The organism is Streptosporangium sp. CA-115845, assembly GCF_050943795.1.
Taxonomy (GTDB): domain Bacteria; phylum Actinomycetota; class Actinomycetes; order Streptosporangiales; family Streptosporangiaceae; genus Streptosporangium.
The window spans coordinates 3,363,906-3,383,393 of the sequence record NZ_CP191988.1 but is presented as its reverse complement, the minus strand read 5'-3'; the positions used below and the strand labels follow the sequence as shown (position 1 = coordinate 3,383,393).

Sequence of the window (19,488 nt, the reverse complement as noted above, 5' to 3'; positions counted from 1 at the left end):
TCACCCCGGGGACGTCCGGGTTGCGGCGTGGGGTCCTTCAGAGCAGGCGGATCGCTTTGAGGGCGAGGTGGACCAGCAGGCGGTTCTCGCCGTCGGCGAGGTCGCGGCCGGTCAGCCGCTCGGCCTTGGCCAGCCGGTAGTAGAGCGTCTGGCGGTGCACGCCGAGCGCGGTGGCGGTCTCCTGGACGTGACCCGCGCGGTCGAGATAGCTCTCCACGGTCCTGACCAGTTCCGGGTCCCGGGCCAGCCCGGCGACCTCCTCCGCCAGTTCCCGCAGCCCGGCCTGGGACATCCGGGCGAGCAGCCGGTAGACCCCCAGCCCCGGCCAGGCGGCGACGGGCCCCAGCGCGGGCACCCGGCCGGCGACACCGAGCGCGTGCACGGCCTCCCGCCAGCTCCGCCAGGCCTGGGCGAGATCGTCTCGGGGGGCGCCGACACCCACCACCGTGCCGTACATGCCCTGGATCCGGCCCGCCAGCTCCCCCGCCTGGCCGGCCGGGACCAGCAGCGCGACCAGCGGCTCGTCCCCGGCGGGGAACGCCGGGTCGGCGAGCACGCCGCGCGGGAGCGTCCAGAGGGCGGCGACCCGGTCCGGCGAGCTGCGAGCGGCGATCGCCGCCACCGGACCGCGCAGGTCCAGCCTCGACAGTGCCCAGGAACGCTCCTCGGTATCGGAGGAGAACAGTCCTCGCAGGCTCGCCCCCATGTCCTGGCGGCTGCGGGCCTCCTGCGCGAGGACCGCGGCGGCCCGGGAGACCAGATCGCCGACCGAGGCCAGGACGTCGTCGCCGAGCGTGCCGTCGTCGAGCAGCCACAGGTAGCCGTAGGTCACCTCGCGGTGCCGCAGCGGCACGCACACCCGGGCGAGCACTCTCAGGTCGGCGTCGGCGGGGATGCGCACCGGCCCGTGGGCGCCGGCGATGCCGTATCCCTCGAAGTAGGCCCGCACCTGGTCGGTCGCGCGGCGCCGCAGAATGGACTCCTGGCGCACCATGTCGATGTCACCGCTCTGCGCGGCATAGGCCAGGAGCTGGAACGAGCGGTCCTCCAGGGTGGCGGAGGCGCCGAGCCTGGCGGCGATCTCGTCGACTGTCTCCTGTAGCACCTCACCATTGTTGTACATGTGTATGAACACTCTTCCCGCCGGTCGTGGCAGATGCACATGATGGTCGGCCTGAGCAGGGTTTTAGGGTGAAGACATGCTCGGTTCCCTCCTACTTGGCGCATCCCGGTTGCCGCTGGTACGGCGCGCGGTCTCCGGCGTACCACTGACACGCAAGGTCGTCGACCGCTTCGTCGCGGGCGAGACGCCCCAGGACGCGGTCGAGGCGATCCGTCACCTCGCCGCCGCGGGCCTGGCCGTCAGCGTCGACCACCTGGGTGAGGAGACGAAGGACGCCGCTGCCGCCGCCCAGACGGCCAGGGCGTACGCCACTCTGCTCAGCTCCCTGGGCGAGCTGGGGCTCGGCGACCGCGCCGAGGTTTCGGTGAAGCTCTCGGCGGTCGGTCAGGCGCTGGGCGCCGACGGTGACAAGATCGCCTTGGAGAACGCGCGGCAGATCTGCGAGGCCGCCCGCGCCTGCGGGGCGAACGTGACCCTCGACATGGAGGACCACACCACCGTCGACTCCACGTTGGAGACGCTGCGGGCCCTGCGCGAGGACTTCCCCTCCGTCGGCGTCGCGGTGCAGTCCTACCTGTTCCGCAGCGAGGCCGACTGCCGCGACCTGGCATACCGGGGCTCCCGGGTCCGCCTGGTCAAGGGCGCCTACGCCGAACCCGCCTCGGTGGCCCACCAGCACAAGAACGAGGTCGACCGGGCCTACGTGCGCTGCCTGCGCATTCTCATGTCGGGTGCCGGCTACCCGATGGTGGCGACGCACGACGACCGGCTGATCTCCATCACCGAGACGCTCGCCGACCGGTTCGGCCGCTCCCTCGGTGACTACGAGTACCAGATGCTCTACGGAATCAGGACGGACCGGCAGCAGGCCCTGGCGGGCGCCGGCCATGTCATGCGCGTCTACGTCCCCTACGGCGACGACTGGTACGGCTACTTCATGCGCCGGCTGGCCGAGCGTCCGGCGAACATCGCCTTCTTTCTTCGTGCCCTTGGAGGCAAGTGATGGATGCCATCTCCACAGTTCCCGCCCCGATCAACGAGCCGGTGCTCGGCTACGCGCCGGGCAGTGCCGAGCGCACCGCGCTGGAGAACCGTGTCAAGGAGCTGGCCGGGGCCCAGCTGGATCTGACGATGACGATCGGCGGCGAGCAGCGGATGGGCGGCGGCGCCCCGATCGACGTGGTCCAGCCGCACAACCACGCCTCCGTGCTCGGCCGTGCGGCCGACGCCACCGCCGGCGACGTGCGCGCGGCGATCGACGCCGCGCTGCGGGCGGCGCCCGCATGGCGCGCCATGCCGTTCGACGAGCGGGCCGCGATCTTCCTGCGGGCCGCCGACCTGCTGGCCGGCCCCTACCGGCAGACGCTGAACGGCGCGACGATCCTGGGCCAGTCCAAGTCCGCGCAGCAGGCGGAGATCGACTCGGCCTGCGAGCTGATCGACTTCCTGCGCTTCAACGTGGACTTCGCCCGCAGGCTCCTCAGTGACCAGCCGATCTCGTCGGCCGGCGTGTGGAACCGGATGGAGTACCGGCCGCTGGAGGGCTTCGTCCTGGCGATCACCCCGTTCAACTTCACGGCCATCGCCGGGAACCTGCCGTCGGCTCCGGCCCTGATGGGCAACGTGGTCGTCTGGAAGCCCTCCCCCACCCAGCAGTTCGCCGCGCACTTCACCATGCGCCTGCTGGAGGAGGCCGGGCTTCCGCCGGGCGTCATCAACATGGTGACCGGCAACGGCGCCGCCGTCTCCGAGGTCGCGACGACCCACCCCGACCTGGCGGGCATCCACTTCACCGGCTCCACCGCGACCTTCCAGCACCTGTGGTCCACGGTCGGCGCCAACATCACCTCCTACCGGTCCTACCCGCGTCTGGTCGGCGAGACCGGCGGCAAGGACTTCGTGCTGGCCCACCCCTCCGCCGACCCCAGGGTGCTCACCACCGCGCTGGTCCGCGGCGCCTTCGAGTACCAGGGGCAGAAGTGCTCGGCCGCCTCCCGGGCCTACGTGCCGCGCTCGGTCTGGTCGGTGATCCGCGACGAGCTGGTAGGCACCGCCGAGTCGCTGACCGTCGGCGACGTGGCCGCCGACCTGTCGACCTTCATGGGCGCGGTCATCGACGGGCGGGCGTTCGCCAAGCACAGGGCCGCGATCGACCGGGCCCGCTCGCTCGACTCGATCAACGTGCTGACCGGCTCGTACGACGACTCGACCGGCTACTTCGTGAGACCGACCATCCTGGAGTCGGCCGACCCCACCGACGAGATCTTCGTCAAGGAGTACTTCGGCCCGATCCTCGGCGTGCACGTCTACGACGACGCGGACTTCGACGCGGTGCTCGACCAGATGGAGGGCGTCTCCCCGTACGCGCTGACCGGCTCGATCATCGCCCAGGACCGCTACGCGATCACCTCGGCGTCGGAGCGGCTGCGCTTCGCGGCGGGCAACTTCTACATCAACGACAAGCCGACCGGCGCGGTCGTCGGCCAGCAGCCCTTCGGCGGGGCCCGCGCCTCGGGCACCAACGACAAGGCCGGGTCGATCCTCAACCTCACCCGCTGGGTCAACGCTCGGACGATCAAGGAGACGTTCGTCCCGCCGACCGACCACCGCTACCCGCACATGGGCTGACATTCCTCAGAGCGGCTGGATGGAGCCCGGCCTGAAGGCGCCCGGCTATTCGAACGGCACCGAATAGGCCGCTCAACAATGACGCCCGGGCCTTGGATCCAAGGCCCGGGCGTCACCCGCCATCGCCGTTTCTCGTCACAGCCACGGCCCCGGCCCCACCCACACGGCCGAGACGGCCTGCACCGGCGGCGGGTGACACCGGCGACCGCACCTCGTACGGCAGCACCGGAGGCGGCAGCGGCGCGGTACCGCGAGGGCCGGGATCGCACTGGATCGGGGCGGTGATATCGACCGAAGACGTCGCTCAGGCTGGTCGGTTGTCACGTCCAGGGACGCTCCGGGTCTCCGGCGTCCAGGAGCGCGGTGAGGTTGTTCAGCGGCGGATAGATCCGCTTTTCGACGATGGTGCGTTTGAGGTCCTTGGCCGTGCTGCCGGTGAGTTTGACGGAGCGTTCCCATCCGGTGGTGAGGACGGCGCCGGCCGCTCCCAGGTCGAGGCAGGTCACGTAGGGCGCGGGCTCGAACGCCAGGGGAGGTCGGCCGAGCAGGTCCGCTGCGGCGTTGTGGCCGGCGTACCTGCCGAGCGGAATCGCGTACTGACAGCTCTGCACGGTTGGATGGGTGGCGTCCGCCATTGCCGCCGCGGTGTCTCCGGCGGCGAACACCTCCGGCGATTCCGGCACCCGGAGGTGCCGATCGACGTGGAGCCGCTCCAACTGATCACGGCGACCCGGGATCTGCCGGGTGAGCGGGCTCGCCGTCATGCCGGCCGTCCAGACCGCGGTGTGCGCGGAGATCTCCGTTCCGTCGATGAGGCGGACGCCGGTGGCATCGAGCGAGGCGACGCCCGAGTTGAGGAGGACCTCGATGCCGAGCTCCTTCACCGCTTCATTGATGACGGCATGGGGGCCCGGGCCGAGCTCCGGACCGAGCGTGTCCGCGCGCTCCACCAGCACGACACGGACCTCGTGGGCGGCGGGACCGGCGAGCGCGCGTAGCCGCCCGACCAGCTCGGTCGCCACCTCCAGGCCGGTGAAGCCTGCCCCGACGACCACGGCGGTGAACCGGCCGGACTTCTCGGGCCGCGCCGACAAGGCGCGCAGATGGCTGTCGAGGGCGACCGCGTGGGCAAGGGTGTCGACGTCGAACAGGTGCTCCCCGCCGGGCAGGGCCGGCCGCCGCAGGGCGCTGCCGCTGGCCAGGATGAGCCGGCGGTAGCCCAGCCGCTCGATCCGCCCGTCGGCGCGCGTGACCGAGACGGACCGGTGCTCGGTGTCCACGGCCGTGGCGATCCCCGCGAGCCGCGAGACCCCGGTGGGCTGCAGGATCCGTTCCAGCGGCACCCGCTGCGCCGCCGGGTCTGCCTCGTACAGGCGCGGGCGGATGACGAGGTCGTCACCTGGGGTCACCAGGGTGATCGCCAAGGCTGCGCCGTGCTGGTCACATACCCGGGCGGCAGCCAGAGCGCTCCACACTCCGGCGAACCCGCCACCGATGATCAATATGTCCGACACTGTCGAGTTTCCTCCTTATACATAGGTTGGACGGGTAGACCCGGGGGCGGTGGCCGACGGCCCGCGCGGCATCACGCCGTGCCCCCGCCCGGCCACAGGTCGAGCGCGGCCGACTCGCGCTCCCAGACGTCAGCGAGCGTCTCCCTGCGGCGCGCCGGACGGACATCACCGCCGTCCAGGTACACGACCGCCGGCCTCGGGAAGCCGTTGAACTGGGTCGACAGCACCTCGCAGTAGGCGCCGTGGTTCAGCAGGGCCACCAGGTCGCCCTCCCGCACATCCGGCAGCAGGAGGTCCTCGGCGATGCTGTCGTACGCGCACGTGGGCCCCACCAGCTCCACCGGCAGCGGATGGACCGGAGCGTCCGGCGGGTGCCCGACCGCGATCACGGGAAAGCCGACCCGGGTGAGCCCGCGGCCGGTGAACATGGTCATGGCGCAGTCGAGGGTGACATAGCGCCGCTCCCTGGGGTGGGTCACGTCCTTCGTGTCCTGCACTCGGGCGAGCAGCAGCACTGCGTTGCCCACCTGGAACCCGCCGGTCTCGAACTGGACGATCGGGTCCCAGTCCGCCTGGGCGAGCCCTGCCGCGATCGCCTCCGCGTACTCCTCGGGGCGGGGCAGTGCCCGGAACTCACCGTCGGTGCCGTCGCCCGGTGTCGAGAGGTACACCGACCCTCCGGAGCGGAACCCGCCGCCGAGGTTGATGCGCGGCACGGTGACGCCCATTCCGCGACGGAGCAGATGGGCGAACTCCACGATCTCCTGAGCGCAGAGGGTCTGGTGCATCAGCTGACGCTCGGCGGTGTAGTCCGCGCGAATCCCGGGAAACCCGGCGTGGTGGGTGAGTCCGACGAACTCCAGTTCCTCGGCCGCGAGGATGGCCTTGACGACGGCCTCGGCGTCACCGCTCTGCGTGCTCGAGCCGAACTTCCCTTCGGCGACGCGCAGCGTCCGCTCGTAGCTGGGGTCGTTCTGCAGCAGGCGGGTGTAGGAGAGTTTCAGCCGGACGGCGCACGGTACCGAGACGCCGAGCTCCCTCGCGATCGAGCGGATGCGGCCCACCTCGGCGATCGAGTCGACGTTGATCTGCCACACACCCATGCGGATGGCGGCGGTCAGGTACGCGCGTGACTTCCCGTTCCCGTTGACGATCACTCTGCCGGCCGGGACGCCTGCGGACACGGCGAGCGCGAGCTCGTGTTCGGAGCTGCAGTCCAGCACCGCTCCGAGCCCCGCCATGGTCTGAACGACCGTGCGGTTGTTGTTGGCCTTCATGGAGTACGCGATCACCGGCCGCGGCAGGCGCGCGCTGAGCGCGGTGTGGAGGGCCATGTAGTTGTGCCGGAGCTGCGCGGCGGAGATGACCCAGGTCGGAGTGCCATGGCCGGCCGCCAGCTGCGCCAGGTCCACACCGTCGAAGGTGACGGAGCCGTCGGGGGCGTGGGCGAGCGCCTCGGGCGCATGGGAGAGGTCGGATACGGTCACCTGGACACCGTCCTTGGAGCACGAGCACCGTACCGGTGCTGGGGAAGATTTACGATCATCTGGTTCAGCGGCCCGCGTGTCGCCCGGCGTTGAACGGAGGCATCGCCTCCGGGTCGATGACGACGTCGACGAGGGCGGGTCCGTCCTGCGCGAACGCCGCGCGCAGGACGTCGGTCAGCCGGCCGGGATCCGTCACCCGCCAGCCGGGGATACCCACCGCCGACGCGAGACGGTCGTGCCGCACGTCGGCAAAGTCCAGCCAGCGCGGGCGCCGGTCGTTCAGGTCGTGCCAGAGGCGCTGGTAGGCGAAGCAACCGTTGTTGAGCACGACGACCACGACGGGCAACCGCTCCCGCGCCAGGGTCTCCAGTTCGCCCCAGCCGAAGCCGAATCCGCCGTCGCCGACGATGGCGACGACCCGGCGGCCGGGGTGGGCGACCTGCGCTCCGATGGCTCCGGGCAGGCCGAACCCGAGGGTTCCGGCCGCGCGCCCGTAGGTGATGGCGGAGACGTCACGGCCGACGGCCAGCGCGCTGAGCGCCCAGATGCTGGAATAGCCCGCGTCGCAGACGACCAGGGCGCCCTCTGGCAGGGTGCCGCGCAGGTCCGCATAGAGATGGGCGGGTGCGATGGCGGGGCCCGGAGCCGCCGCCGCGGACGCTTGGGCGGCCCTCACTTCCGCCCACTGCCGGGCGAGCTCACCGGCCGGCGCCGACCGGTCGCGGGGGCCGGGTCCGGCGGCGTGCAGCGCCTTGTTGATCGCTTCGAGGGCCAGGCGGGCGTCCGCGGCGATGGAGAGCTGCTCGCGAGGCGAGCGGGCCAGCCGGTCGGGATCCACGTCGATTCGGATGACGGTGCTGTCCGATGCGGGCAGCCTGCCGCCGTCGGTGGTCGCGCCGTCGAGATCCGATCCGACGACGAGCACGACGTCCGCGGTGGCGAGCCGCGGGTTGGCCACACTGCCCGATCCGCCGGGCGCGTCGCTCATGAACCCGGCGACACCCGCATAGAGCGGATGGGTCTCCGTGATGACGCCCCGGGCCATGGCCGTCACGGTCATCGGGGCGGACAGTCGCTCGGCCAGCGCGATGGCCGCGGCTCCGGCTCCGGCGATACGGGCGCCGTTGCCCAGCAGCAGCACCGGCGAACGGGCCTCGGCCAGGACGGCGGCCGCCCGCGTGGCCATCGCGGGCGCGATGCCCGTGGGTACCGAGAAGGGCGCGTTCGGCGACGGCCGCGCCGGCCCGACCGGGCCACCGAGGACGTCGTTGGGCAGGGCCACCAGGACAGGTCCCGGGCATCCGCTCATCGAGGTGCGCAGCGCCCTGGCCACCGCCGGCGCGACGTCGGCGGGCCGCTCGGGCCGCGCCGCCCATTTGACGATCGGCGCGACCACCCTCAGCATGTCGACTTCCTGGAACGCACCGCGACCGCGGACCGTCGTCTCCACATCGCTGACGAGCGCGACGAGGGGCGAGTTCGCCTCGCGCGCCTCGAACAGCGCGGTGGTGAGGTTGAGCGCGCCGGGGCCGTGGATGCCGCAGGCGACGGCCGGTCGCCGGGTCAGCCGGGCGACCGCGTCGGCGGCGAAACCGGCCGACCGCTCGTCACGCATGGTCACCGGCCTGATGGTCTCCGGGTCGATCGCCTCGTAGAGCCATTCCGGGGAATCCTGGCCGAAGATCTCGGCCACTCCGTGGCGGCGTAACTCCTCGGCGACGGCGTGGCCCGCGTTCCGCGCGGCGTTCTCAGGCATGGGCGCCGACCCGCCGCGGCCTGGGGTGGCCGGTCGTATCCGGCACGGGGTGACAAACGGTCATCGTGTTCTGGACCTCCTTCGGATGTGGGCACGGGCACTGGCCGGCCTGTTCAGGGTTGGGTTGGCGGAATAGCCCGTCAAAGGTCGACGGCGCCGAGATTGGATACGATTCGTGGCTCCGGCGCACCGGACGCCGGCCCGCTCCACCCCAGCGGGACGGATGTGTCCAGGAAGCGGCGAAGCACGTTCCCGGTGATGCGCGAGACGTTGTTGTCATAGCCGTTGTGCGAGAGGCTGCCCACCCAGTCGATGGAGCCGACCGAGAAAACCCCGCCCCCTTCGGGGGTCTCGTAGAAGGTGAGGTCCGCCCGGACCTCGGGGCATTCCGTGCCGCCCTGCCCGGGCTTCGTCGCCAGCACCTCTTCGACGACATGCTGGAACAGGTCGCTGTGCTCTCCCTGGGACGTCGCGACCACGAGCGCGTGCGGCGGCGTGCCGAGCGAGAAGTCCGCCCGGTCCGTCTCCGCGCCCGCGGCGCCGCCGCCGTTGTTGCCGAAGTCGCCGATCGGCTCGTCCAGATCCACCCCGTCGAAGACGAAGGCGACGCGCGGGTCCCGGCTCGCCGGCGTGCACCGGTAGGGCACCGAGGGGCCGCCGCCCTGGGCGGTGAAACCGACGCCGACGAGGCGTTGCGGAGCTCGGCCGCGGTGCCGCCACAGGCCGCCCGGCTCTCCGTTGGAGTGGTGCTCCTCGCCGGGCGGGCTGGCCCACGCCCGTGTGCCCGCGTGGCCGCGGCGGATCTCGATCACGTGGGGGCGATCCGGCAACACCGTCGTCACCCAGTAGAACCCGTTGCCGCCCAAGTACATCAGGCGGCCGCCGGAGTCGGTGTAGCACGCCAGCGCGTCGAGCATCTCGCCGCTGACGTACTCGGGATGCATGCCGGTGAGCACCACGTCGTACCGCCGCAGCAGCGCGGCGCCCTCCTCGTGAAGGTCCTCGTCGGTGATCACGTCGTACCCGACGCCCTGCGCGTGCAGCCAGTCGAGGAGGTACATGTCCCCGCTGAAACACCACCCGCCTCCGCCGCTGAGGAACCAGCGGTAGGTGGGCTGGACGTTGAGCATCGGCCGCAACCGGGAGACGTGCGCGGTGCCGGAGCCGTCGGAGTGGAGGTTGTAGAACGACCGCCCCAGGTCCTGGCGGTCGCCGATGACCGGGTCGATCTCGTCGATCAGCGCGTCGGCGCTGCCGGTCATCTCCCTCATCCGCACCGGATTGAGCGCGAGGTTCGAGTAGGCCATGTAGGTGAAGGTCGAGGCGAGGAAGGCGACCCGCCGGCCCGTCCTGCCCCGCGGCGGACGGACGAAGAAGACGATGAAGTACTCCTCCCGGTCCGTACTGAGCCGCGCGGCGTAGGCACCGCTGGGCAGGTCGTCCGGCACCTCGTAGCGGAACGCCGGATCCCACCGGGCGTCGTCCAGGTCGTCGTCGTGGAAATGGATCGCGCCGTACTCCCCCGGCGCCGACCGGTGGTCGCGATATCGGCCGCTCCATCGGTGCCCGGTCACAGCGCGCAGCGGGGAGTTGACCGTCTCACCGTGGAAGCCGTGCCCTGACACGTCCACGATCCGCCGGCGCTCCATATTCAGGCTGAAGTCCCAGTCGGCCAGGACGCTCGCTGGGGCGATGGCCCTGCCGTCCACTCCTTCGCACAACCGCGCCATCTCCGCAGCCGTCAGCGCCCGGCCGAGCACACACGGGCCGTCGATCTTGCCGTTGAACCCGCCCTCAAGACGAGGGAGCCGGCGGCCCCGCGCCGATCCGGCGAGTCGCTCACCTCCGATGAGGACGTGGGCGTCGCCGTCGATCGGCACGTCGGAGCCGATATCCGCGATCCGCTCCGCCCTGTCGGGATCACCGGCGTAGCGTGTCAGCGGCCGCTGCAGGAGGCGCACGGTACCGACGGTGAGATCGACCGCCGCGGCCACGAGATACCAGTGCCCGGCAAGGAGCGGGACGCCCGTGGTGACCAGGACGTCGCCGGCCCGGCACGCGAGCGCGCCGGTCTCGTCGAGCAACAGGCCGAAACCGCCCCCGGGCTCCGCGCACCCTTTCGTGAGGATCCCCTGGCGGCGACCACGACCGGGCGTGCTGGGGCAGACCCACGCCTGGACGGTGAATTGGCCACCGGTCAGCAGCCCTCCGCTGTCGGTGACCAGCGCGTACGAGCCTGGCCGCAGTTCCTGGACGCCGCCCGGGTAGGTGCCGTCGATCACGGTGCCGACCTGCTCGTAGGCGAAGGTCTCGGCCTCGCCCCCGGTGCGCGGCCCGCCGCGGGTCAGCCTGACGATCTCCGCCGTGTAGCGCTCGGGTTCGGCGCTCACCATGAAGGTGAGCGCCTCGCCGGGAGCGACCGACCAGCGATCGGCATAGCCCATGAGCCGTCCGTTGCGGCGTACCGCCGCGGCCGCGGTCATCCGCGCAAACCTCCATCGACTCGAATGATCTGGCCGCTGACGTAGTCCGACAGATCGGTGGCGAGGAACTCGAGGACACCGGCGCAGTCCTCCACGGTGCCGAGCCGACGCAACGCGATGTCCCGGGTCACCTCGTCGAGGCCCAGCTCGCGCATTTTCGGCAGCAGCCGTCCGGTGCCGATCGCCCCCGGTGCGATCACGTTGGCGGTGACGCCTTCCGGGCCCAGTTCCTGGGCGAGGCACTGGGTGTACATGATGATCGCCGCCTTGGCCGCGGCGTAGTGGGCGTAGCCTCCGTCGGGCCGGGGCTGGAGCCCGGAGACCGAGGAGACGGTCACGATCTTGCCTGACCGTTGGGCGCGCATCACCTCGGCGACCGGCGTGCAGGTGTTGACGGTCGTCAGGAGGTTGCGTTCGAGCACGGCGGCGAGCTGGTCGAGGTCGAGGCGGGAGGCGGTGTTCTCCGTCAGCGCGCCGGTCCCGCCGCCGGCGTTGCACACACAGACGTCGATGCGGCCGCAGGCGTCCATGACCTGCTCGACCATCTGCCGGGCCGAGCACGCGTCGCTCAGGTCGGCTTCGATGGCCAGGGCGCGACCGCCCAGCGCCACGATCTCGTCGGCGGTGCCGGCACCGGTCATCAGCTCTCGTTCGGCGTCGAACTCCTCGTAGGAGTGCAGGTCACGATCGACGACCACCACAGCCGCGCCCAGCCGGGCCAGCCGCAGCGCGTAGCCGCGCCCGATGCCACGGCCCGCCCCGGTCACGATCGCGACCTGGCCGGCGAGCGCGGTACCGCGCTCGCCGATGGTCGTGGCGTTCACAGGGCCACCTCACGAGCCGGAGCCTCCAGGAGGATCGCGTCGGCGCAGTCCCACGACAGCCGCACGCGGTCGCCTCGGCCGATGTCGGGGTCGGCTTCCGCGGCGCCGACTCGAGCCTGGTACGTGCTGCCGTCGGGCAGGGCGACGAGATACCTGCGCCCGGAGCCGAGGTAGATCACGTCCTGGACGACGCCGGTGAGGATGTTGTGACCTGGGGCCTGCCCGGGATCGCCGGCCGGTCCGTCTCTCGTCACACGAATGCGCTCGGGGCGGACCACGACCGCGGCGCTCGTACCGTCACCGGGACCGCGCGATCCGTTCGGTGACACGACGATCGGCGGGCGGCCCGGGGCGACGAGGCGTGACTCCCTCCCGGCGCCGTCGAACGTGCCGTGGAAGATATTGGACTCACCCATGAACTGGGCCACGAAAACCGACTCGGGACGCTCGTAGAGTTCCTCGGCCGTACCGACCTGCTGGATCCGCCCGTGGTCGTAGATGGCAATGCGATCGCTCATCACGAGGGCCTCCTCCTGGTCGTGCGTCACGTAGCAGATGGTGATGCCGAGCTCCCGGTGGATTCGCATGATCTCGAGTTGGAGCGCTTCGCGGAGTTTCTTGTCGAGCGCTCCCATGGGTTCGTCCATCAACAGGACCTGCGGCTCGAAGACGATCGCCCGGGCGAGCGCGACCCGCTGCTGCTGCCCGCCTGAGAGCTGGCGCGGGTACCGGCCGCCCATGCCTTCCAGACGGACGGTGGCCAGCGCCGCTTCCACCCGCCGGTGCCGCTCCGCCTTCCCGAGCCCGCGCACCCGCAGCGGGAAGGCGATGTTCTCGGCAGCCGTGAGATGGGGGAACAGCGCGTAGTTCTGGAAGACGATGCCGATGTTCCGGCGGTGCGCGGGAAGCCGGGTGATGGCACGATCGTGCAGCCGGACCTCACCGGAATCCGGCTCCACGAAACCGGCGATGATCTTCAGGGTGGTCGTCTTGCCGGATCCGGAGGCGCCCAGCAGGGTCAGGAACTCGCCCGGCGCTATCCGGAGGGAGACGTCGTCCACCGCGGACACCTTGCCGTAGCGTTTCCCGATCCCGCACAGCTCCAGGTGGCCGGAGGATCTCGTCGTTGTCATGCGGCATTCCTCTACGTCTTGAGCCGGCGCCGGGCGAGCAGGGCGACGCCGAGCGCTATCACGGTGACCAGGATGAGCAGGGTGGCCGCGGCCGCGACCGTCGGGTCGACTCCACTGCGCAGCTGGTTGAAGATCACGACCGGCAGCGTGCGGACGACCGGGTCGGTGACGAACAGGGCGACCACGATCTCGTCCCACGAGGTGATGAACGCGAAGAGCGCGCTGGCCGCGACTCCCGGCGTGATCAGCGGCAGCGTGACCCGGAAGAACGTGGTGAGGGGCCCGGCACCGAGGCTCGCCGCCGCCAGTTCGAGGTTGCGGTCGAATGAGCGAAGGCTGTTCGTGACGGAGACGACGACCAGGGGAAGCGCCAGCACCGTGTGCGCCAGCACCAGCCCGGCGGTCGTGCCGGTGATCCCGAGCCGCACGAAGACGAAGTACGTGCCGATCGCGGTGATGACCGTCGGGACGACGATCGGGCTCAGCACCAGCGAGCTGGTCAGCTGCCGCCCGCGGAAGCGTCCGCGGGTGAGCCCCAGCGCCGTCGAGGTGCCGATGACCGTCGCGGCGAGGGCCGTCCAGAGGGCCACCTCCAGGCTCTTCAGTGCCGCGTCGCGCCAGGCCGGGTCGGCCAGCAGGGTCTCGTACCACCGCAGGCTGAAGCCGCGCGGCGGCCAGCGCAGCAGGGTGCCCTCGGTGAAGGACAGGGGGATGACGACGAGGGTGGGCAACAGCAGGAAGATCGCGACCAGCGCGACGGCCGAGCGCAGGCCGCCCTTCCAGGAAATCCGGCTCATCAATCCTCGTATCCCATGACGGTGCGCAGGTCGACGAGCCGCGTGCCCGCCCAGATCACGGCCAGCGTCGAGACGAGCAGGACGACGCCGAGCGCGCCGCCCACGCCGAACTCCAGTTGACCGCTGACCTGCTCGACGATGAGCTGGCCGACGAGCGGCTTGCCGGGATCCCCGAGCACGGCCGGGGTGAGGTAGAACCCGAGCGAGATGACGAACACGATGAGGCTCCCCGCGTAGACTCCGGCCAGGCTGAGCGGCAGAAAGACCCGGCGGAACGCGGTGAGCGGCGAGGCGCCCAGGCTCATCGCGGCACTGGTGAGATCCGGATCGATCCGTCGCATTCCCGCGTAGAGGGAGAGCACCATGAACGGCAGCAGCACGTGTGTCATGCCGATGGTCGTGCCGAGCGCGTTGCGGATCAGCGGGAGGGGCTCGTCGATGATGCCGGCGCCCATCAGCGCGGCGTTGACGATGCCGCTGTCCTGAAGCCACACGGACCAGGCGAAGGTGCGCACGAGGATGCTCGACCAGAACGGCAGCAGCACGAAGAACCCCAGGACCAGGGCGAGCCCGCGGCCGCCCATGTGCATCAGGTACGCGTACGGATAGCCGAGCAGCAGGCAGGCTCCGGTGGTGACCACCGCGACGAGGAACGTCGTGACGTACGCGTCCAGGTAGACGGGGGATTCCGTGAAGACCGCGTAGTTGGCCGGGGACGGCTCGGTGAGGCTGAGGATCGCCATGTCGGCGATCGGCCACCCGAAGAACAGCAGCAGGAGCAGGATGCCAGGAACGGCCAGCAGCCCCCAGCCGCGCACCCGCCTCATCGTCATGCCGCCGAGCGCCGCGAGCACGACGGATCCTCCGTTCGGGTCATTTCTTCAGCCATTCGTTGAGCCGCTGCGCGAGCATCTTCTGGTTCTCGGCGTAGTAGCGGCTGTCGTAGGCGAAGGACGTGCCGCCCTTCCCGGACGGCAGGAAGTCATAGGTGGGCGCGGACGTGTCGGGCCGGGCGTCCGGGTGGCCGGGTGCGACCGGATAGACGTTGGACAGCTGAGCGTTGTGCTCGGCGCCGGCCATGTAGGCGGCGAGCGCCATGGCGGCGTCCTTGTTCTTCGCCCCCTTGGGGATGACCAGATAGTCGCTGCCCAGCCCGTACTCGTTCCACACCACGCCGATCTTGGCGCCGTCCTGCGCCATGGCGTACGCCTGGCTGGAGAAGACGGACGCCAGGGTGACCTCCCCGTCGGCGAGCAGCCGCACGGTGTCGGTGGGAGAGGGCGCCCAGATCAGCGACGACCGAATGGTCTCCAGCTTCCGGAACGCCCGGTCGACGTCGAGCGGGAACAGCTTGTCGATGGGCACGCCGTCGGCCAGCAGCGCCGACTCGTAGATGCCGGTGGGGCCGGACACCCGGAAGAACGCCCGCTTCCCCGGATAGGCGTCGAGGTCGAACCACTCGGCCCAGGTCTTCGGCGGGTTGGGGGTCTTGTCGGTGCGATAGCCCATGACGCTCGCGTACCGGTGCAGCGGCACGCGGTAGCGGGTGCCGCCTTCGCCCGCCGTGCAGTCGATCAGGCCACAGTCCAGCGGCTCGAGCAGGGCCTCCTGGTCGCCCGTGCCGAAGTCGCCGCCGACGTCGACCAGATCCCAGGTGACGTTGCCCGACTTCACCATCGCCTCGATGCGCGCGTAGTCGGTCGAGCCCACATCCTGGACGATCCTGATGCCGGGATTGGCCTGCGTGTACGGGGTCAGGTACGCCTTCTCCTGCGCCTTCTGCAGGGCGCCACCGTTGCTGGCGAAGGTCACCGTGGCCGCTTTGCCCCCGGCCCCCTTGCCTCCGTCGCCACATCCGGCCAGGAGCTGCGGCACGGCCAGCAGGGCGGCTCCGCCCACGCCTCCCCGCAGCACCTGCCTGCGGGTCGGCCGCTGCCCTCCGCGTTCGTGATCTCGCATTGGATCCACCTTTCGCCATCTCACTCCGCGGTGGCCCCGTTCAACTGGGAGTGCTCGAAAAACTGGATCCAAGTATCCAAATAGGCCAGATTGCTGTCAAGGGTCGCCCACGGTCGAGGCGCCACGCGATCCCCGGCCCGGCACGCCGGGACGGGCCGCCCCAGGTGCTGAAATTGCCGAGTCATCGCAGTTCAATGAGGGTTTTTTGGAACGCGAGACGGCGGGGTGCAGACTCTCGCGGATGCACGGGTTCACGGGGGCCCGCAGCGCACGGCAATCCTTTGCAGCCGGACAGCCATCCCGTATAGGATCCAATTATCCAGTAGGGCCGGAGAGACGGAGAACGATGGCATTGGATCAGCAGGGATGGCGGACCCAGCGGCAGGGAGGCGAGTCGCTGAGTCACTTCGTCACACGGGCGGTCCGGGAGGCGATCGTCGGCGGGCAGCTCGCCCCGGGCGAGCGGATCCCGCAGGAGCAGATCGCCACCGCGCTCGACGTGAGCCGCATCCCCGTACGCGAGGCACTGCGCCAGCTGGAGAGCGAGGGTCTGGTCCACCTGACGCCCAACAGCTTCGCGCGGGTCGCGAAGCTGGACATCGCCGAGGTCAGCGAGATCTACCTCATGCGCGAACGGCTCGAACCGCTCGCGATCGAGCTCAGCATGCCCGGGCTCACCGAGGGGCACCTGCGACACCTCGGCAACCTGCGCGACGACATCGAAACCAACCGGGACAACTCCGAGACGGTGCTCCAGCTCGACCGCGACTTCCACCTGGCCTGCTACGAGGGCGCCCCGCCCCGGATACGACGGCTCGTGGGCGACTTCTGGAACGCCACGCAGCACGTGCGCAGGGCCTATCGCAACACGGTGCGTCCCGACGACGAGGAGCACGAGGTGATGCGCGCCGAGCATTACCTCATCTACGTGGCCCTCAAGGAAGGCGACAGCGAGCAGGCCGGGGCGCTGCTGCGCAGCCACATCGCTCGCACCCGGGTGCGGCTCGAACGGGAGCTGTCTTGCGGGGCGTGAGCGCGTCCCCGGCCGTCCGGCCGGTCGCCGTCGTCACGGGAGCGGCCGGCGGGGTCGGCCGTGCCGTGGCGAGGCGCCTCGCCGCCGACGGCATGCGGATCGTCGCCTGCGACCGGGACGAGAGCGTCGACGAGGTGGCCCGGGAGCTGACCGCGGACGGCTTCCCGGCGCGCGGCGTGCGCTTCGATGTCCGGGACGAGCAGGCCGTGGAGGCCGCCGTCGCGGACGTCTGCCGGCGCGAGGGCCCGCCGGCCGCGGTCGTGGTGGCTCACGGGGTGCCCGGGCCGAACGCCTCCGTCTGGGAGTGCGCGCCGGATCGGTGGCGCCAGGTGCTGGACGTCAACCTGACGGGCACGTATCTGGTGTGCCGCGCCGTGCTCCCTCCGATGCTGAAGCAGGGCTCCGGCCGGGTGGTGCTCATCGCGTCGATGGCCGGCAAGGAGGGCAACCCGAACGACTCGGCGTATTCGGCGTCCAAGGCCGGGGTGATCTGCCTTGCCAAGTCTCTCGGCCGTGAGACGGCGACCAGCGGCGTGCTGGTTAACGCCGTCGCTCCCGGCGTCGTGGACACGCCCATGCTCCGCCACGCGTCGGACGAACTCCTCGAGTACATGACGTCCCGGATCCCCATGGGCCGGATCGCCCGCCCGGAGGAGGTGGCCGCGACGGTGTCGTGGCTGTGCTCGCCGGAGTGCACGTTCTCGACGGGCGCGGTGTTCGATCTTTCCGGCGGCCGGGCGAGCTACTGAGCGCCCGTGCCGCCGGTGCCCGGTCAACCGTGGCTGATCATCACATGCTTGACCCGGGTGTAGGCGTCCGGCCCGTAACGTGACAGGTCCTTGCCGGTCCCCAAGCGCTCGAACCCACCGTGGGGACGGCCCGGTCCCGGATGCGCTCCAGCGCCGTGCGACACTGCGGCGCGCCCCCACGCCGCCCACTGCGCATCGGACGGATCACCACGAGCCACGCAGAGATCATCCAGTCGAGAGGATTCTGTAAACTTTGCGGATAATAAATGGAGGATATCGTCATGTCGTTCACCGAATCTGCACATGACATGCGGGACGTTCTCGTCCGGCTCCGGCACTCTCTGCACGCCACCCCCGAGATCGGCCTCATGCTGCCGCGCACGCAGCAGAAGGTCCTGGAGGCGCTCGACGGGCTGCCACTGGAGATCACCACCGGCACGGCGCTGAGCTCGGTGACCGCCGTGTTGCGGGGTGGTGGGCGGGCCGCCGGCGACGAGCCCGTACCGGTGGTCCTCCTGCGCGGCGACATGGATGCGCTGCCCGTCATCGAGCGGAACAATCTTCCGTACATCTCGCGCGTGGCGGGCCGGATGCACGCGTGTGGGCACGACCTGCACACCACGATGCTGGTGGGAGCGGCGCACCTGCTGAGCGCCCGGCGCGAGGAACTCGCGGGCGATGTGATCTTCATGTTCCAGCCGGGTGAGGAGGGGGACGAGGGCGCCCGGCACATGATCGGCGAGGGGGTACTGGACGCGGCGGGAGCCCGGCCGATCGCGGCGTACGGCATGCACGTCGTCTCCTCGATGCTGCCGCCCGGCCTGTTCTCCTCGCGCGGAGGGCCGGTCATGGCGGCGGCCGACGTGTTCCAGGTGACGGTGAAGGGGCGCGGCGGCCACGGCTCGAGCCCTCACCGCGCGCTCGACCCGGTTCTGGCGGGCTGCGAGATGGTGTCGGCACTGCAGTCGATGGTCACTCGAACGTTCGACCCGTTCGATCCCGTGGTGGTCACGGTCGGCCAGTTCCACGCGGGCACGGCCGACAACGTGATCCCCGACGAGGCCTACTTCGAGGCGACGGTCCGCACGTTCAGCAAGGACCACCGGGCGCTGGTGAAGCGGCGACTGGTCGAGGTGGTGGAGGGCATCGCCGCCGCCCACGGCCTCGGGGTGGACGCGTCGTTCGGCATGGGATACCCGGTGACGGTGAACAACCCGGGTGAGTCCGACTTCGCCGGACGGACGACAGACGAGTTGTTCGGGCCGGGCCGTTACTTCGTCGCGCCGCAACCAGTGATGGGGTCGGAGGATTTCTCGTACGTGCTGGAGGAGGTGCCCGGCGCGTTCGTCTTCCTCGGCGCCTGCCCGCCGGACCTCGACCCGGCCACCGCGGCCTACAACCACTCGCCGGAGGCGCGGTTCGACGACTCCGTCCTGCCGGACGGCGCCGCACTCTACGCGTCCCTGGCGTTGTCCCGGCTGGCTTCCTGAGCCACCCTCGCACCATGAGGCGGGCTGACCGTGGCACCGCAGCAGCCCGAGGAACCGCTGAACCTTGTCGTAGTACGCCCGCTCCGACTCGATCGCCTCGATGGTGCTCCGCCGGCCGGCACGAGTCGAATCCCGGTTCATCGGCGATCTGGAATTCCTCGATGGTGTCTCGCAGCACCTGCGCGTCGTCTCCGTCGCCCTCGGCCGGAAACAGATTCATAACGCCAAAGTTCATGCTTCAACCCCCTCTTCATATTCCGACCAGTAGGTATGGAACGTGTATCGAACCGAGATCGGCAAAATGCCGGATGTCTGGACTCCCGGCACTTCCCCGGCGGACGGCACCAGCGTCCGCGGGCCGTTCCACGGCCTCCACCGAACGGCGTCAACACCGAGGTCAGCAGTACCACAGGGCATCCTCGAAGGCGCTGTCGCCCGAGCGCGCCCCCAGGTCCTCCATCTTCGACGGACATCGCAGGGCCGGTGAGTAACCGGGCACGCGACGGTGCCCG

General features: G+C 70.5%; 15 protein-coding genes. 5 read left to right on the top strand and 10 right to left on the bottom strand.

All coding sequences use genetic code 11. From position 1 onward, the window contains the following. Positions 1-37: 37 nt before the first annotated feature. Positions 38-1,105, bottom strand: coding sequence for a PucR family transcriptional regulator (locus ACQP0P_RS17500; RefSeq protein WP_433377766.1), 1,068 nt, complete (start codon positions 1,103-1,105; stop codon positions 38-40). A gap of 94 nt (positions 1,106-1,199) precedes the next feature. Between ACQP0P_RS17500 and ACQP0P_RS17495 the strand changes: the two genes are divergently transcribed. Continuing rightward, positions 1,200-2,126, top strand: a complete 927-nt coding sequence (locus tag ACQP0P_RS17495; RefSeq protein WP_433377763.1) for a proline dehydrogenase family protein — start codon at positions 1,200-1,202, stop codon at positions 2,124-2,126. Continuing rightward, entirely contained in the window at positions 2,126-3,751 is a 1,626-nt protein-coding gene (pruA, locus tag ACQP0P_RS17490) for an L-glutamate gamma-semialdehyde dehydrogenase (RefSeq protein WP_433377760.1), read from the top strand. The genes ACQP0P_RS17495 and pruA overlap by 1 nt, the downstream gene beginning before the upstream one ends. 320 nt (positions 3,752-4,071) lie before the next feature. Here pruA and ACQP0P_RS17485 read toward each other — a convergent pair whose 3' ends face one another. The 9 genes from ACQP0P_RS17485 to ACQP0P_RS17445 all read right to left on the bottom strand — a co-directional run bounded on the left by ACQP0P_RS17485 (position 4,072) and on the right by ACQP0P_RS17445 (position 15,704). Next, a complete protein-coding gene (locus ACQP0P_RS17485; RefSeq protein WP_433377757.1) occupies positions 4,072-5,265 on the bottom strand; it encodes an NAD(P)/FAD-dependent oxidoreductase in 1,194 nt (397 codons plus the stop codon). A gap of 71 nt (positions 5,266-5,336) precedes the next feature. Then, complete coding sequence (locus ACQP0P_RS17480) at positions 5,337-6,752, bottom strand: diaminopimelate decarboxylase family protein (RefSeq protein WP_433377754.1); 1,416 nt, start codon at positions 6,750-6,752, stop codon at positions 5,337-5,339. Between the two features lie 64 nt (positions 6,753-6,816). Further along, positions 6,817-8,508, bottom strand: coding sequence for a thiamine pyrophosphate-binding protein (locus ACQP0P_RS17475; RefSeq protein WP_433377751.1), 1,692 nt, complete (start codon positions 8,506-8,508; stop codon positions 6,817-6,819). Positions 8,509-8,648: 140 nt separating this feature from the next. Then, positions 8,649-10,991, bottom strand: a complete 2,343-nt coding sequence (locus tag ACQP0P_RS17470; protein WP_433377748.1) for a N,N-dimethylformamidase beta subunit family domain-containing protein — start codon at positions 10,989-10,991, stop codon at positions 8,649-8,651. Then, entirely contained in the window at positions 10,988-11,815 is an 828-nt protein-coding gene (locus tag ACQP0P_RS17465) for an SDR family NAD(P)-dependent oxidoreductase (protein ID WP_433377745.1), read from the bottom strand. Before ACQP0P_RS17465 ends, ACQP0P_RS17470 begins: the two co-directional genes overlap by 4 nt. Beyond that, complete coding sequence (locus ACQP0P_RS17460; RefSeq protein ID WP_433377742.1) at positions 11,812-12,948, bottom strand: ABC transporter ATP-binding protein; 1,137 nt, start codon at positions 12,946-12,948, stop codon at positions 11,812-11,814. The genes ACQP0P_RS17465 and ACQP0P_RS17460 overlap by 4 nt, the downstream gene beginning before the upstream one ends. 11 nt (positions 12,949-12,959) lie before the next feature. After that, on the bottom strand, positions 12,960-13,745 hold the full coding sequence (locus ACQP0P_RS17455; RefSeq protein WP_433377739.1) for an ABC transporter permease: 786 nt from the start codon (positions 13,743-13,745) through the stop codon (positions 12,960-12,962). Then, positions 13,745-14,599 (bottom strand): ABC transporter permease, encoded by an 855-nt coding sequence (locus tag ACQP0P_RS17450; protein WP_433377736.1) that lies wholly within the window; start codon positions 14,597-14,599, stop codon positions 13,745-13,747. The genes ACQP0P_RS17455 and ACQP0P_RS17450 overlap by 1 nt, the downstream gene beginning before the upstream one ends. Before the next feature lie 19 nt (positions 14,600-14,618). After that, positions 14,619-15,704, bottom strand: a complete 1,086-nt coding sequence (locus ACQP0P_RS17445; protein ID WP_433377733.1) for an extracellular solute-binding protein — start codon at positions 15,702-15,704, stop codon at positions 14,619-14,621. Positions 15,705-16,050: 346 nt separating this feature from the next. Between ACQP0P_RS17445 and ACQP0P_RS17440 the strand changes: the two genes are divergently transcribed. From ACQP0P_RS17440 to ACQP0P_RS17430, 3 genes are all read left to right on the top strand, one after another. Further along, entirely contained in the window at positions 16,051-16,737 is a 687-nt protein-coding gene (locus ACQP0P_RS17440; RefSeq protein WP_433377730.1) for a GntR family transcriptional regulator, read from the top strand. Beyond that, positions 16,734-17,486 (top strand): SDR family NAD(P)-dependent oxidoreductase, encoded by a 753-nt coding sequence (locus ACQP0P_RS17435; protein WP_433377727.1) that lies wholly within the window; start codon positions 16,734-16,736, stop codon positions 17,484-17,486. Before ACQP0P_RS17440 ends, ACQP0P_RS17435 begins: the two co-directional genes overlap by 4 nt. A 281-nt stretch (positions 17,487-17,767) precedes the next feature. After that, positions 17,768-18,976 (top strand): M20 metallopeptidase family protein, encoded by a 1,209-nt coding sequence (locus ACQP0P_RS17430; protein ID WP_433377724.1) that lies wholly within the window; start codon positions 17,768-17,770, stop codon positions 18,974-18,976. Positions 18,977-19,488 lie beyond the last annotated feature (512 nt).